At 72.8% G+C, this 14,612-nt stretch carries 14 protein-coding genes; 8 read left to right on the top strand and 6 right to left on the bottom strand.

What is annotated here, in order from left to right; all coding sequences use genetic code 11:
• Positions 1-25: 25 nt before the first annotated feature.
• The gene (locus AC2W7E_RS05930) at positions 26-1,270 is read right to left on the bottom strand and encodes an extracellular solute-binding protein (protein WP_431789724.1); all 1,245 of its coding nucleotides are present in this window, start codon (positions 1,268-1,270) and stop codon (positions 26-28) included.
• Positions 1,271-1,552: 282 nt separating this feature from the next.
• Between AC2W7E_RS05930 and AC2W7E_RS05935 the strand changes: the two genes are divergently transcribed.
• Genes AC2W7E_RS05935 through AC2W7E_RS05955 form a run of 5 tightly spaced genes read left to right on the top strand, consistent with a single transcriptional unit; the run spans position 1,553 to position 6,113 of the window.
• Complete coding sequence (locus AC2W7E_RS05935; RefSeq protein ID WP_085604321.1) at positions 1,553-2,452, top strand: SIS domain-containing protein; 900 nt, start codon at positions 1,553-1,555, stop codon at positions 2,450-2,452.
• Between the two features lie 25 nt (positions 2,453-2,477).
• Entirely contained in the window at positions 2,478-3,470 is a 993-nt protein-coding gene (locus tag AC2W7E_RS05940) for an ROK family protein (protein WP_303709599.1), read from the top strand.
• Positions 3,467-4,411: a 1-phosphofructokinase family hexose kinase gene (locus AC2W7E_RS05945; protein ID WP_485988728.1), complete on the top strand. Its 945-nt coding sequence runs from the start codon at positions 3,467-3,469 to the stop codon at positions 4,409-4,411. The genes AC2W7E_RS05940 and AC2W7E_RS05945 overlap by 4 nt, the downstream gene beginning before the upstream one ends.
• Positions 4,408-5,340 carry a class II fructose-bisphosphate aldolase gene (locus tag AC2W7E_RS05950; protein WP_303709601.1) on the top strand — a complete coding sequence of 311 codons (933 nt, stop codon included), beginning with the start codon at positions 4,408-4,410 and terminating at the stop codon, positions 5,338-5,340. The genes AC2W7E_RS05945 and AC2W7E_RS05950 overlap by 4 nt, the downstream gene beginning before the upstream one ends.
• Positions 5,337-6,113, top strand: a complete 777-nt coding sequence (locus tag AC2W7E_RS05955; protein ID WP_485988729.1) for a DeoR/GlpR family DNA-binding transcription regulator — start codon at positions 5,337-5,339, stop codon at positions 6,111-6,113. Before AC2W7E_RS05950 ends, AC2W7E_RS05955 begins: the two co-directional genes overlap by 4 nt.
• A gap of 256 nt (positions 6,114-6,369) precedes the next feature.
• Here the strand turns inward: AC2W7E_RS05955 and AC2W7E_RS05960 are convergent, their stop codons facing one another.
• Genes AC2W7E_RS05960 through AC2W7E_RS05975 form a run of 4 tightly spaced genes read right to left on the bottom strand, consistent with a single transcriptional unit; the run spans position 6,370 to position 11,563 of the window.
• Entirely contained in the window at positions 6,370-8,817 is a 2,448-nt protein-coding gene (locus AC2W7E_RS05960; RefSeq protein ID WP_485988730.1) for a CHAT domain-containing protein, read from the bottom strand.
• A gap of 48 nt (positions 8,818-8,865) precedes the next feature.
• Positions 8,866-10,437 (bottom strand): S8 family peptidase, encoded by a 1,572-nt coding sequence (locus AC2W7E_RS05965; RefSeq protein ID WP_485988731.1) that lies wholly within the window; start codon positions 10,435-10,437, stop codon positions 8,866-8,868.
• A 50-nt stretch (positions 10,438-10,487) separates the two neighbouring features.
• Entirely contained in the window at positions 10,488-10,943 is a 456-nt protein-coding gene (locus tag AC2W7E_RS05970) for a hypothetical protein (protein ID WP_025104190.1), read from the bottom strand.
• Positions 10,940-11,563: an RNA polymerase sigma factor gene (locus AC2W7E_RS05975; RefSeq protein ID WP_231729557.1), complete on the bottom strand. Its 624-nt coding sequence runs from the start codon at positions 11,561-11,563 to the stop codon at positions 10,940-10,942. The genes AC2W7E_RS05970 and AC2W7E_RS05975 overlap by 4 nt, the downstream gene beginning before the upstream one ends.
• Positions 11,564-11,682: 119 nt before the next feature.
• Here AC2W7E_RS05975 and AC2W7E_RS05980 point away from each other — a divergent pair, with 119 nt between their 5' ends.
• Positions 11,683-11,901 (top strand): SCO4848 family membrane protein, encoded by a 219-nt coding sequence (locus AC2W7E_RS05980; RefSeq protein ID WP_025104188.1) that lies wholly within the window; start codon positions 11,683-11,685, stop codon positions 11,899-11,901.
• 201 nt (positions 11,902-12,102) lie between these two features.
• Positions 12,103-12,636 (top strand): hypothetical protein, encoded by a 534-nt coding sequence (locus tag AC2W7E_RS05985; RefSeq protein WP_025104187.1) that lies wholly within the window; start codon positions 12,103-12,105, stop codon positions 12,634-12,636.
• A 15-nt stretch (positions 12,637-12,651) separates the two neighbouring features.
• On the opposite strand, the gene AC2W7E_RS05990 is transcribed toward AC2W7E_RS05985, so the two are convergent.
• Positions 12,652-13,950, bottom strand: coding sequence for an MFS transporter (locus tag AC2W7E_RS05990; RefSeq protein WP_315108048.1), 1,299 nt, complete (start codon positions 13,948-13,950; stop codon positions 12,652-12,654).
• A gap of 70 nt (positions 13,951-14,020) precedes the next feature.
• Between AC2W7E_RS05990 and AC2W7E_RS05995 the strand changes: the two genes are divergently transcribed.
• Positions 14,021-14,611 carry a winged helix-turn-helix domain-containing protein gene (locus AC2W7E_RS05995; RefSeq protein WP_025104185.1) on the top strand — a complete coding sequence of 197 codons (591 nt, stop codon included), beginning with the start codon at positions 14,021-14,023 and terminating at the stop codon, positions 14,609-14,611.
• The last annotated feature ends 1 nt before the right edge of the window (position 14,612 follow it).

A 14,612-nucleotide genomic window follows, 5' to 3' on the forward strand; every position in this document is an offset into this window, starting at 1 on the left:
TTCCCGAACCTCTCCGTTCCGCGGGTCAGCCCGCGTCCACCTGGTCCTGGATCTGCTTCAGCACATCGGCCGCCGGCTGATCCTGGATCTGTCCGAACAGCGACTTGAAGGCGCCGTCCGCGGCCGACCACTTCGGGTTGGTCGACGGGTAGAACTGCGCGTCGGGCAGCACGTCGAGGAACGGCTTGAGGGCCTCCTCGCCGGACAGCTCCTCGGCGCCGGACTTCGTGACGGGGAGGAAGCCCTCCGCCTGCACCCACGGCACGTAGACCTCGGGCGAGTAGAAGTAGTCGAGGAACTTCGTGATCGCCTCCTGCTTGTCGCCGTCGTTCTCGAACGCCATGAGCTGGTCCATGACGCCGAGGGTGAACGGCGAGCCGTCCTTGGTCGGGATCGGGACGATCGAGTAGTCGAGGTCCGGGTTGTTGTCGGCGATCTGGCCGACCGTCGGCGGCAGGCCGACTTGCATGCCGATCTTGCCCTGGATGAAGATGTCCATCAGCGGGGAGCGCTGCGTGGAGCCGGGATCGGCCTGGGTCGCCCCGGCGTCGATCATCTTCTTGATCTGCTCGGCGCCGACGAGGTTCTCCGGGGTGTCGATGGTGATCTCCGACGCGTCGCCGAAGGATCCACCGCCGCCCCAGAGCCAGACGGCGGCCTCGGCCTGCGCCTCCTCCGAGCCGAGCGGCATGCCGTAGCCCGCGACACCGCCGCCGAGCCCGGACACCTTGGTCGCCGCGTCGAGCAGGGAGTCCCAGTCGGTCGGCGCCTCGACGCCCGCCTGGGACAGGAGGTCGTTGTTGACGAACAGGGCACGCGCGGAGGCGATCATCGGCAGGGCGTACGCGGTGCCGTCGACCTCGGCGTTGGCGAGGAAGGAGTCCTGGAAGTCGGAGTAGACGTCGTCCGACACGACCTCCTCGACCGGGTAGAGCAGCTCGTCCTCGACGAAGCCCGCGAAGGGGCCGCCGTTGTAGATGTCGGGCGCCTCGCCGGCCTGGACCTTCGTGGAGATGACCTTCTCGAGGTTGTCCCACGACTGCACCTCGAGGTTGACGGTGATGTCGGGGTTGTCCTTCGTGAAACCGTCGATGACGTCTTCCCAGAGACCCTTCGTGGCGTCGGAGTAGCTGGGGACGAGCAGGTCGAGCGTGCTGGCGTCGTCGCCGCCGCCGCTGTCTCCTCCCGATCCACCGAAACCGCAGGATGCGAGCGACAGCGTGGCGACGGCCGCGACCGCTGCGGCCCCGTATCGCCGTGACTTGTTCATGGGCATTGCATTCCTCACTGTGGGTGCTGCTCCAGCGGGCGGGATCCGCTCTCCGGAGAGGGGGGTGGTGCACAGTCGCAGAACACTCCACGCGACGGTGCGTGTTGATCACGCCGCCGAGGTGGTCGCGATCGTCCGAGCGGGGGCTCGGGGGAACTCGTCCCGATTATTTGTCAGGCAAACAAACAAATCAAGATGTTGCTCTCTTGGGACGAAATACTATGATCGGATCACGCCCGAAACAATCACAAGTACGCAACAACTCGTCCGAAAGGCCTCCTCATGACCGATTCGCTGCCCGGCGCGCACATGCGCGAAGAGCTCCGCTCCCAGCCGCAGATGTGGGCCACCGCCGCCGAGCTCACCGCCGAGCAGGCCCTCCTGCCGACCCGCGGGGCACGGGTCGCGGTCGTCGGCTGCGGCACCTCGTGGTTCATGGCCCAGTCGTACGCCGCGCTGCGCGAATCGTCCGGCCATGGCGAGACCGATGCCTTCGCGGCGTCCGAGGCCTTCATCGACCGCGGCTACGACGCGGTCGTCGCCCTCACCCGCTCCGGCACCACGACCGAGGTGCTGGAACTCGTCGACCGCATCAAGGCGCGCACCCGCACGATCGGCGTGATCGGCGACCCCGACTCCCCGCTCGTCTCGCTCGTCGACGACGCGGTGCTGCTGCCGTTCGCCGACGAGCAGTCGGTCGTGCAGACGCGCTTCGCCACGACCGCGCTTGCCCTCTTCCGCGCGTCGCTGGGCGAAGACCTCTCCGGAGCCATCGCCGACGCCACCGCCGTGCTCGCCGAGGAGGGCGACGACACCGAGCTGCGCGACGCCGAGCAGTACACGTTCCTCGGGCGGGGCTGGACGATCGGCCTGGCCCACGAGGCCGCCCTGAAGCTGCGCGAGTCCTCGCAGTCGTGGACCGAGGCGTACCCGTCGATGGACTACCGTCACGGTCCGATCGCCATCGCCGCGCCGGGCCGGGTGACGTGGCAGTTCGGAGAGGCACCGGAAGGCCTGGCCGCGGAGGTGCGCGCCACGGGCGCCCGTTTCGAGCACCGGGCTATCGACCCGCTCGCCGACCTCGTGCGCCTGCACCGGACGGCCCTCGACCGTGCCGTGGCCCGCGGGCTCGACCCCGACCAGCCGCGCAACCTCACGCGATCCGTCATCCTGGATGCATGACGCCAGCGATCCCCGGAGCCGAGCGATGACCCCGAACGACGCCGCGGACGCGATCCCCGACGTCGCGAGGGACGAGGCCGGCGAGAAGCTCGCCGCGGTGCGCACGCTCGGCGCCGGGTCGCCCGTCCTGGCCTTCGACGTCGGCGGGACGGACATCAAGTCGGCGCTGTTCGATGCGGACGGGCGGGCGCTCGGCCTCCGTCGCACGCCCACCCCCACGGCCGCCGGCGACCGCACCCCCGCGCTGCTCGACCGACTGCAGGTGCTCGCCGCGCAGCTCCGCGACGAGCATCCCGACGTGACGCCGCGCGCCGCCGGGCTCGTGGTGCCGGGGATCGTCGACGCGGCCGCCGGGGTCGGCGTGTTCGCGAGCAACATGGGCTGGCGGGACGCGCCGCTGCGCGCGCTCGCCGCGGAACGTCTCGGCCTTCCCGTCGCGTTCGACCACGACGTGCGCGCCGCGAGCTGGGCCGAGCACGAGCTGGGCGGCGCGCGGGCCTACGACGACGCGGTGATCCTCGTGATCGGCACCGGCATCGCCGGCGCCCTGCTCGTCGGCGGCCGCCCCTACACGGCCGGGGGCTACGCCGGCGAGATCGGGCACTCCCCGATCGCCGACGGACCGGTGTGCCCGTGCGGTGCCCGTGGCTGTCTGGAGGCCGTCGCCTCGGCGGGCGCCATCGCGCGCCGCTACCGGGAGGCCACGGGGACGACCCCGGACGGCGCCAAGGACGTCATCGCCCGAGCGGCCGCCGGGGATCGGGTCGCCGCCGACATCTGGGACTCGGCTCTGGACGCGCTCACCCTGTCGCTCGCGCAGCTGACCGCCGTGGTCGCCCCCGAGGCCGTGGTGATCGGCGGCGGACTGTCGCGGGCGGGCGGCGCGCTCTTCGACGAGCTGCGCACCCGCCTCGCCGCCCGCCTCAGCTTCCACCGCCTCCCCGCGCTCGTCCCCGCCGAGCTGTCCGGCAACGCGGGCCTGATCGGCGCCGCCCTCCGTGCCAGGGAGCTCGCATGATCCTCACCGTCACCCCGAACCCCGCGCTCGACCTCACCTGGCAGGTCGATCGGCTCGTGGCCGGCGGGACCCACCGCGCCGAGACCGGGGCGTCCCGCGCCGGCGGCAAGGGCCTCAACGTCGCCAGGGTCGCACACGCCGAGGGGGCCTCCGTCCTCGCGCTGACCACGGCCGGCGGTCCGGTCGGCGCGGAGTTCGCCGCGGAGCTCACGGCCAGCGGGGTGCCCCATGTGCTCGTGCCCGTCGCGGCCGACACGCGTCGCAGCATCGCCCTCGTCGACGAGGGCGCGGGCGACACCACGATCGTCAACGAGCGAGGGGTGAACCCGACCGATGCCGAGTGGGGCGGGCTTCTTGCGGAGGTCGTCGACCGGCTTCCCGGCGCCGCGGTCCTCGTCGTCTCAGGGAGCCTTCCGCCCGGGGCGCCGGAGTCGCTCGTGCCGATGCTCGTCGCGGTGGGTGCGGACGCCCGCGTCCCGGTGATCCTCGACACCTCCGGCCCGGCCCTCCTGCGCGCCGCCGACGCCGGGGCGACCGTGCTCAAGCCCAACGCCGCGGAGCTCGCCGAGGCCACCGGGATCGCCGACCCCGTCGAGGGCGCGCGCTCGCTGCTGGCCCGCGGTGCCGAGCTCGTGCTCCTGTCGCTCGGTGCCGACGGCATGCTCGCGGTCACCGCGACCGATCTCCTGCACGCCCGACTCGACGAGCCGCTCTCCGGCAACCCGACCGGCGCCGGAGACGCCGCGGTCGCGGCCTGCGCCGTGCTCACCGCGGAGGGCGAGCGCGACCCCGAGGTCATCCTCCGTCGCGCGACCGCGTGGTCGGCAGCCGCCGTCCTCATGCCGCTCGCCGGCGACATCTCCCCCCGCTGGCGCGCGCTCGAGGAGCAGCTTCGCGTCTCCCGCCCCGACCCCGCCTCCTTCCGGAAGGACCCTTCGTGACCCTCGTCTCCGCTCGGGAACTCGTCTCCGCGGCTGCCACCGCCGGCACCGGCATCGGCGCGTTCAACGTCATCCACCTGGAGACCGCAGAGGGCCTCGTGCGGGCCTCCGCGCTCGCCCAGCTCCCCGTGATCCTGCAGATCTCGCAGAACTGCGCCGACTACCACGGCGGTCTGGAGCCGGTCGCCCTCGCGACGCTCGCCGCGGCACGACGCGCGGAGACCCCGGTGGCGGTGCACCTCGATCACGCGGAGCGGCCGGAGCTCGTGGACGAGGCCGTGGCCCTCGGCTTCGGCTCGGTCATGTTCGACGGCGGCGCGCTGCCCTACGACGAGAACGTGGCGGTCACCGCCGAGGTCGCCGCCCGGGCCCGCGCGGCGGGGGTGTACGTGGAGGGCGAGCTCGGCGAGGTGGGCGGGAAGGACGGCGCCCACGCCCCCGGTGTGCGCACCGATCCGGACGAGGCGCGGGCGTTCGTGGCCGCCACCGGCGTGGACGCCCTCGCCGTGGCCGTGGGGTCGTCGCACGCCATGACCGACCGCACCGCCTCCCTCGACCTCGACCTCATCGGCCGCCTGCGTGCGGCTCTGCGTGGCGCCGCCGCGGACGGGACCGACGTGCCCCTGGTGCTGCACGGCTCGTCCGGAGTGGCCGACGCCGTGATCGCCGATGCCGTGCGCGCCGGGATGACGAAGGTCAACGTCTCCACCCACCTCAACGGCTTCTTCACCCGCGCGGTCCGCGAGGTGCTCGCCGCCGACGAGCGTCTCGTCGACTCCCGCAAGTACCTCGCTCCCGCCCGCGCCGCCCTCGCGGACGAAGCCGCCCGGATGCTGCGACTGTTCGCCCTGCTGCCGTCGCAGAATCCCGCTCCGGTCGCAGAGGTTCCCGGCACGGCTGCGACCTCGACGCGAAACGACGACCGGTGAAGCGCGCGGCCCGACTGCACGCGATCCTCGACCTCCTCGCGGCGGACGGGGAGGTGACGGTGGAGGAGCTGGTGGAGCGGTTCGGGGCCTCCCCGGCCACCACCCGCCGCGACCTCGACTCCCTCGCCGAGCAGCGGCTGCTCACTCGCACGCACGGCGGTGCCGTGGCCCAGACCGTCGCCTATGAACTGCCGCTCCGCTACAAGAGCCATCTCCGCACGCACGAGAAGGAGAGCATCGCGCAGACCGCGGCGGCGCTCATCACCCCCGGCATGGTGGTCGGCCTCTCCGGCGGCACGACGACCACCGCCATCGCGGCCGCGCTCGCCGCCCGCGAGGACCTGGCGGCGGAGGGCGGGATCACGGTGGTCACCAATGCCGTGAACATCGCCGCCCAGCTCGCCACCCGGCCGGAGATGAAGGTGGTCGTCACGGGCGGGGTCATCCACTCGCGCACCTACGAGCTCGTCGGCCCGTTCGTCGAGCAGCTCCTCCGCGGGGTGCGGCTGGACCTCGCGTTCATCGGCGTGAACGGGATGGACGCGGCAGCCGGGGCGACCACGCAGGACGAGCGCGAGGCGGCGGTGAACCGGATGATGGCGGAGCGGGCGCGGCGGGCGGTCGTCGTGACCGACGGCAGCAAGCTCGGGGCTGAGGCCTTCTCCACCGTCGGCGGGGCGGAGCTCTTCGCCACGGTCATCACGGATCGAGGGGCCGACGGGGCCGCCGTCGACGCGCTGCGCGCTGCGGGCTACACGGTCCTGCTCGCCTGAGGCCTCAGGCCGCACGCGGACGCCCCGAGGGCCTCGGCGTCCCCAGATCGCCGAGGCCCTGCGGGAGCATCGCGGCTGCATACCGCGACGCTCCCGGAGCAGATGGTGTCCGTCTCGTCTTCCCGCTCCCCAGCGGCGTTTCCCCAGAACCGACGGCGCCTCCCTCGTGCCTCTCCCTTCGAGGCCTTTCGCTCGACACCTTCCGAAGAACAGGAGAAGGCGGGTGCGATTCTGATACCCCGATCCGGGAAAAAAGTCAGAATCCGTTGCCGTGACACTGGAACGGGGCGGAAACCCCCGTCCTGAGCGCGGCGCTCGCCAGGGCGTCGGCGGGGGACGCGCCGCCGGCGAGGCCCTCGTGGACCGCCGTCAGGAGCTCGCACGCGTCGTCGTCCGGCACCGTGACGGGAGCCGCGATCACCGCCTCCGCGCCCGCGTGCAACCACACGCGCGTCATGCCCAGGGCCTCCTCGCCCCAGCGCACGGAGGACCGACCCAGCTCGCACGCCGAGAGGATCACGGTCCGCGGCACCCGGTCGATGAGGTCGACGTCGTAGCCGAAGAGCACGCCGTCGGCGAGTTCGAACCCGGAGAACAGCGGATTGTCGACCGCGTGACGCCCGTGCGCGGCGATATGGAGCACGTCGACGGAGGCCGCCAGCGCGGTGACGGCGCTCACGGTCGCGGTGGTGTCCTGCAGCGTCCGGGTCGTTCCCCGTCCCGCCCACGACTCCGCCGCGCGCTGGACCTCTTCCGCCGCCCGCGGCACGCGCGGTCCCGCCGCGAACCCGACGCTCGGGGCTGAGGGAGCAGAGGCCTCCCCGTCGAACCAGCGCGAGACCGAGGTCGCGAGGGTGAACGGCACGCCGTGCATGCCAGGGAGCATGGCCCACGGCACCCCGCCGAGGATCCCGGGAACGGTGATCACGAACCGCGCGGCGCCCGCGGCGGCCCGGCGCATCGGCCCGAGTAGCTCGTCGTCGAGGACAGCGAGACGCGCCGTCAGAGCGCGCGCGGTCACCGGCCCCATCGCGCCGTCCCGGGTGAGGGCGGCCATGTCGAGGTCGGCGCGCAGGCCGTCGAGAGCGGCCCGCACCCGCGGCCAGGACAGGTCGACGAGGGTCGCGCCGTCCGGCTGCACCACGACCCCGTGCAGTCCGGTGCCGGTGAACACGAAGGCGAGCGCCGCGGTATCGGCCGAGAGGAGCGCGGTGGTCTCCGCCAGTGTTCGGCGCTCCCTCGTCGCTCCGGAGCCGGTGGCCGACCACTGCCGCTCGCGCACCCGGTCGCGGAGCGCGCGGACGGTGGGGTCGGTCGTCCAGTCCGCCCCCGCGAGGTCGGCACGCAGCATCCGGAGCTCGGCGAGGTCGGCGGCGAGGGCGTCGTCGTGCGGGGGGCGGACCGGGGCGACCTGCTGACTGAGGTGCCGGGCGCGCTCGGACCACTCGAAGAGCGTCGCCGGGTCGCGACGGCGGACGGCAGCGGCGAGTCCCGTGAACACGAGGTCGCTGGCATGCATGGCGACGGACGCCTGCAGGTCGAGGGCGCCGAACGAGCGCTGCCATGCCGACAGCAGGTCGAGCCCGGTGGCGGCGGCGCGCAGCGCGTCCCCGTCGCCGACCGCGCCCGGGCCGGCGCGGGCGGCGCGGACCTCCTGCGCGCGGAGTCGGAGCGGCGTCGGGGCCGAAGCGGGGATGCGGGGGAGGCGGCCGGTGCCGTCGCGGCGGGCGCTCAACCGCAGGGCCGTGGCCTCGGTGCGGAAGCCGCTCCGGTCGAGCTCCTGCGCCACCTGCTCCCACGCGGCGGCGTCGAGCGGGCGATCGGGCCGGATCCGCTGTCGGGCTTCCAGCTCCACCGCCGCGGCGCGGGCCGCCCAGCCGCTGCTGCCGAGGGCGGTGAAGCGGCGGGCGGCCGTCCTCGCCGCCCGCGCCGCGGCTCGCGGGTCGTGGCGGACGAGCGAGCGGGCGAGGTGGAACTCCGCCTCCCCACGGGCCTGGCGCATCCGCTGGGCACCGAACTGCACGGCCACCTGGGCGAGCAGGGCCTCCGCCTCGGTCGTCAGCCCGGCGTCGCGGAGCACCTCGGCGCGGTCGAGGTCGCTGATGGCGGTGGCGAGGGCACTGGTGGCGGCGAACGTCGGCCGGGACGCGGCCATCAGGCGCAGCGCCGAGACGAGGTCGCCGCCGAGGAGTGCGGCATAGCCGAGGTTGTGCGTGGCCTCGGCGAGGGAGTCCCGTTCGTCGTGCGCCTCGTAGATCCCGATCGCACGGCGGAGGTCGGCCATGCAGGTGTCCAGCTGATGGCGCTGCATCCGCACCACCGCCCGGTTCATCAGGCAGTTGGCGAGGGCGGGGGTCTCGGTCCCGGTCGCGGCCAGGGCGTCGATCGCGGTGGTCAGGCTCGCCTCGGCCTCCTCCATCCTGCCCCCGTGCATAAGGAGGGCGCCGAGCTGCCCGCCGAGGAGGGCGACCGTCTCGGCCTGCAGCCCGGACCTGGCCAGCGCCTCCCGGCACAGCGCCTCCGCCGCCGCGGGCTCGCCGGTCTGCGCGAGCACGTAGGCGGCCGTCCCGTCGATGCGGGCGCGGAGGTCCGCGTCGTCGGTGCGGGCGGCGGCCTTCTCCAGTTCTCGCCTGGCACGGGTGAACTGCCGGGCGTTGGCCGCCTGGACGCCGCGTCGGTGCAGCGCGCTCGCGGACAGGGGCATCCGTCCAGGATGCCGTGCCGGAGCGGTCGTGCGGAAGGGTGCGAGGGGTCAGAGCCGCTCGTGCGGAGTCGGCAGCGACTTCAGCACGGCGGCGACGGCCTTCGCGGCGACGGCGGGCTTCACCCCCGCGGCCGGGACGGCGCCGAGCTGGGCCGCGACCCGGCCGGCGATGTACGGAGCGGCGAAGGAGGTGCCGCTCCACACCGCGAAGCCGCCGCGGTAGTCGTCCGGGTCGAGCGTCTCGCGCGGCAGCCCGTCGATGTCCGCACGGGTCGCGGCCTGCGCGCCGCCGACGAAGGCGGGCGAGGTGCTGACCACGGCGGCGCCCGGGGCGTACACCTGCACCCAGGGGCCGACGTTCGAGAACAGGGCGACGGAGTGCGCCGACGGGTTCAGGGCGCCGACCGACACGTGCGGAGCGCCGTCGTCGGACGGCAGCCCGTTGTCGGCGCCGGGCCACGGCCACAGCGAGGCGGGGAACGAGGGCCGATCGATCGCGTCGTTGCCGGCCGAGCAGACGACCACGCAGCCGAGCTCCCTGGCCTTCGCGAGCAGCTCGTACAGGGTCCTGCTGAAGAGCCCGTCGGTCGGGGTCTCGTGGTAGTAGCTGAGGGAGAGGTTGAGCACGTCGATGGGGAAGCCGGTCGTCGGGTCCTCGCGGTGCCGCCGCAGCAGTTCCACGACCTGCGCCACGGTCTCCAGGAGCGTGCTCTCGTCGACCACCCCGAGCGCGCCGGCGACGCGGATGGAGAGGATGTCGGCGTCCGGGGCGGCCTGACGCACGAGGCCCGCGATGAAGGTGCCGTGACCGGCCACCGCGTCGATCTCGCCGTCGAGCTGCCCGTACAGGTCGGGGTAGCGTTCGGGGTCGGCGTCGTCCGTGAAGCCCACGGGGACGCCGTCGAGTTCGACGTGCCGGGTGACGATGTCGGACGGTAGCCAGGCGTGCTCGCCGCAGCCGGTGTCGAGGATCGCCACGACCGGTCGTCGTCCGCGCTTCGGAGCGGCTGCTCGAGCCGGAGCGGGGCCGAGCCAGGTGACCGGCTGCCGGGCCCCGCGTCCGGGCTCCAGGTAGTCGTCGCTGCCGCCTCCGCCGGGAGCGGCACCGCGGACGGGGTTCGTCCGCGTGAACGGGTTCGTCCGGGTGAACGGGTTCGTCCGGGTGAACGGGTTGAGTCCGACCGGGTCGATCGAGAGCACGTGCTCCAGGCTGGTCCGCGGCATGGTCGAGCGCGACAGTCGGCGCGCGCGCTGCAGCACCCGCCAGGCGTCGGGCGCCACGGGGGACTCGCCCCTGGTCGGCTCATCCGGCGTGGTCAGGCGTGCCCGCAGGAACCCCGCGACACCCGGGACGAGCTCGCCGTTCCCGATCTCTCGCTCCGGCGACTCCAGCTCCAGCCGCCAGCCGAAGGAGTCCGCGGCATCCCTCAGGGCGCGCAGCTCGCGGTCGTACGCCTCCTCCTCGCCGAGGGCACGCGTGATGAGCAGCCGCTCGGGCAGGTACGCGGTGGGGAACGCGCGGATCCCATCCACCGGTTCCGTGCTGGGGTCGAGGGCGGTGCCGCGGCGGATCGATCCCTCCGCGCGGTCCTGCCAGGTCCATCCCTGGGGCTGCTCCATCGGTCATCCTCTCCGTGGGGATCGCCGGCGACGGCGCCGGCGATGCGGGGTCACAACTCGAACTGCGGGGTCTCCAGGGTGCGGGTCTCATCGCCGACCGTCGCGGTCAGGCGCACGCGGCTGAGCCCGGACGGCACCTCGTCGAACACGAATCGGCCGGTCTCCGCCGGGGTCGTGCGGCGCTCGCGCTCGCCCTGCAGCAACAGGATCTCCGCGGCGGCGGTGTCCACCCAGCCGTCGATCCGCCGTCGCCCGGACGCGGTCGTCGTGACGTGGAGGAGGATGCTCGTGCTGCCGTCGCTGAACTGCAGGGTGAGGGCGTCGGTCTCGCCGCGGACCGCGCCGAGCTGGCCTTCCACGAGCGTGAGCAGCGCGTACTCGCGGTTGAGCCCGTCCGCGGCGACCGCGGCGACCATCCGGTCGATGAGGCCGGCCGGGACCGGATCGACCTCTCTCCAGAGGCTGCGCAGGCGGGCGAACAGCCGGGCGTCGTCCTCATCGCTCATGATCGTCCCTCCGTCCGGGTGGCCGGGGCGTCGAGGAGGTCGCGGAGCTTCGCGAGGCAGCGGCTGCGGGTCGGGCCGATGCTGCCGACCGGCATGGAGAGGTCGCGGGCGAGGCGCGCGTAGTCCGGGCGGTCCTCGAAGGCGATCACCCGGAGCAGGCGCTGACAGCGCTCGGCGAGGCGGCGGACGGCGGCCCAGAGTCGGCGGTTCTCGTCGTCGAGCGCGGCGTGCTCCTCGGCGGACGCCTGCTCCGGGAGGAGGGCGTCCAGGTCGTCGGATTCCGCGGTGTCGACGCGACCGACGGCCTTGCCGACCTTCCAGGCCTCGCGGCGGGCGGTGGTCGTGAGCCAGGCGGAGACGGCACGCGAGTCGGCGATGGCGCCGTGGCCGCGCACGAGCTGAAGCCAGGTCGTCTGCACGACGTCTTCCGCGAGGGTGCGTTCGAGGCCGTAGGCGCGCACGACGTGCCAGAGCACGGGCGTCATCAGCCGCACCAGGTCGTCCATCGAGCGGCCGTCGCCATCGCGCCACGCATCGAACAGGTCCGCGGCGCGTTCCCAGCGTGCGCGCCCGTCGTCGGATGCCGGATCGAAGGCGGCGCCGGGGGCACCGTCGATCATGAAGCCCATTGTGATCACACCAACCAGGAGCACGGCAAGGGCTCGGTGATACATGTCGCCGTCCAAGAATTCCGACGGCCGGATCCGTGGTGCGACGCCGCCCTCGCTAGCGTGGAGGGGTGATCGCTCTCGTCGTCGTGCTGTTCCTCAACGCCGGTTTCAACGTGCTCGTCTGGCCGCGGTTCTACAGCCGCGTCGCGAAGGACCCGCGTGCCAGGGACGAGAACGGCAAGGCCACCCCGTTCCTCCGCGTGCACGTCATCCTCATCGCGATCGCGCTGGTGCTGGCCGTGGCCTCCGCGGCGGCGGGCATCACCGTGCTCGCGCTCGCGCCATGAACCGGTGGTCTCCTATCGGCTCTGATGTGACGGCGACCGACATCGATCGCGACCACTGTCCCGGGTGAGCCGCCGGCGAGATGTGTTCAGCTCTACGCGCTAGACGTCTTTGAACAAGACGAGAATCGGGAGAATCGGCACGGCGGTTGTCGCAGGATTGGTTGCTGAAGGGTGATTCGTGCGGATCGGTAGCCTGGGAGCATGCCGGAACTCTTCCGAAGTGCCGCCGGAAGCTTGCAGGAAGCCGGGTGGACGTTTGAGCCGCCGACGTCGATGGAGAACGGCGTTCCCTCCCCGCTGCGCGCGGCACCCGAAACGGTGATCCGCTGGGTGTCCTCGTTCTCACTCCTGTCGAGCTCAGACGAGACGGTGTGGTTCTTGTCCCGCGACGACTACTCGACCGGCGCGGAGGGGGCGTTCGCGTGGAACGAGTGTGAACTGCTGAGCATCCAGGCTGCGACGACGGATGATGAGGCGGTCGCGGTCTCCCGTTTCTGGAGGCGCCACGCACCCATCCTGCTTTCCGTTCGCAACGGATACGAGTACCTGGCGGTGCGAGACGACGGAGCAGTCGTCCACGGTTCCGAGCCAGAGTTCGAAGAAGCGGTCGTCGTGTTCTCTCACTTCGAAGATCTGCTGAGGTACACCACCGCGCGGCCGGCCCGGCGCGACCAGGTCGTCGACAGCTTGCTGTTCGGTGCCGCCGACGTCACTGGCCCGACGCCAGGCGACTAGCGCAGTGTCTCCACCTCAGTCCCCCTCGTACCGGGCGGCGTGCGCGGCCCAGCGAGACTCGACCGGGAGGCTGCGGAGGGCGCGGTTCCCGATCGCGAGGGCGGCGGCCACCACGCAGAGGGCCGCGCAGATGAGGATGGTGCCCTGTCGTCCGAGCCCGGCCAGGCCGAAGCCGGCGATGAGCGGGGCGAGCGGCATCGCGCCCATCGCGAGGACCGCCATGGCGCTGTTCGCGCGTCCCAGCAGACGTGATGGCGTGGCCACCATGAAGTAGCCCATCATCCCGGCGTTCAGGGCGGGGACGAGGAGCACCGTGGCGCCGAGGACGGCGGCGACGGTCCACGGTGCCGACGCGAACGACAGCACGACGGCGCCGAGGGCGACCACTGCGAGCCCGCCGATCGTGAGCACGCCCGCCGGGATCCGGGGCACGAGGAGCGGGGCGACGATCGCGCCGACAAGCATCACGGCGCCGATGGCCGCGCTGACGGTTCCGATGAGGAGTTCGGAATGGCCCGCCTGCTGCAGCGCATAGACGGCCGTGGTGATCGCGGCGTTGAAGCCGAGGTTCACGATGGTCATGATGAGCATGACGCCGCCGAGGTCGGGGCGGGACAGCAGCCAGCCGAAGCCCTCGCGGAACTCCCGCCAGGCGTTCGGGCGCGCGGGGGGCGCGCCGCCGTCGTCCTCGTCCAGAGCGCCGACGTCGGCGATGCCCGCGCGCCGGACCTGTCGCCCGAGGAGCCCGGCGGTCACGGCGGCGACGAGGTGGCACAGGGTCATGACCGCGCCGACGAGCCAGCCGCCCACCCCGAGGAGCAGGCCGCCCAGCGGGCCGCCGGCGAGCTGGAGGGCCGCATCGCGCCCCTGGTTCGCGGCCTGCGCGCGCCCCATCGCGTCGTCCGGGACGATCTCCTTCAGCGCGCTCTCGCCGGCGACGTCGAAGAGGCCGCTCCGCGCGGCCAGCAGCACGTCGATCACGAGGAGGGTCGCGAAGGTGAGGGCGCCGCCGAGGGCGAGGAGGGTGAAGGCCCCGGCCAGCACGATCCCCAGAATCGAGCCGACGAGCATGAGCACGATGCGCCGGTGCCGGTCCGCGATGATCCCGCCCACGAGGGTGAGCAGCACCCGCGCCACCATGCCCGCCCCCGCGATGATGCCGGCCTGTGCGGGGTCGTTCGTGATGACGAGCGCGAGGAGCGGGACGGCGAACCCGAAGAGCGCCGAGGCGAGCCCCTTGCTCGTGTCGCTGACGAGCCAGGTGAGGTAGCGCGTGTTCTGCCACAGGCGGTGCGGCGTGGTCGTCGTGCTCATGGCTCGACGATAGTTCCGCAAGAATAATTGCGCAACTGTTCGTGCGCATTTGCGTGACTAGGATCGGGGAATGGCTGACGACGCGGAGAAGACCTCTCGGGAGGACGCCGCCTTCATGACCTCGGCCATGCTCAAGGCCTACTCGCACCCGCTGCGCCGCCAGATCCTCCGCCTCATCGCACGCCGCGGTTTCCTGCGCGCCGCGGACATCGCCGGTGCGCTCGACGTGCCGGCCAACAGCGCCAGCTTCCACCTGCGGGTGCTCGCCGAGGCGGGGCTCATCGAGGAGGCTCCGGAGCAGGCCAGAGACCGCCGCGACCGCGTGTGGACGGGACGCAAGGGGGCCCTCACCGTCGGCGGTCCGGAGAATCCGGTCGCGGACGAGGCGCTCGGCGATGCGGTGGTGGCCGCGCTCGCAGAGGACCACGTCGACCTGCTGCGCCGGGTGGTGGCCTGGACGCCCGAGTACGTGTCCGGTCGCACCGCCGAGGTGCATGCGTCGTTCGTGCAGCGCACCATCCGACTGACCGAGGCCGAGTTCGACGACGTGATGCACAAGATCGATGACGTGCTCTCCGCCGCCGACGACGCGCACGACGACACCGACCCCGCGGGCCGTCACTGGCAGCTGGACATCGTCGTCGCCGACGACACCATCTGAC

Source organism: Microbacterium sp. CFSPD4_SD4 (genome assembly GCF_057364585.1).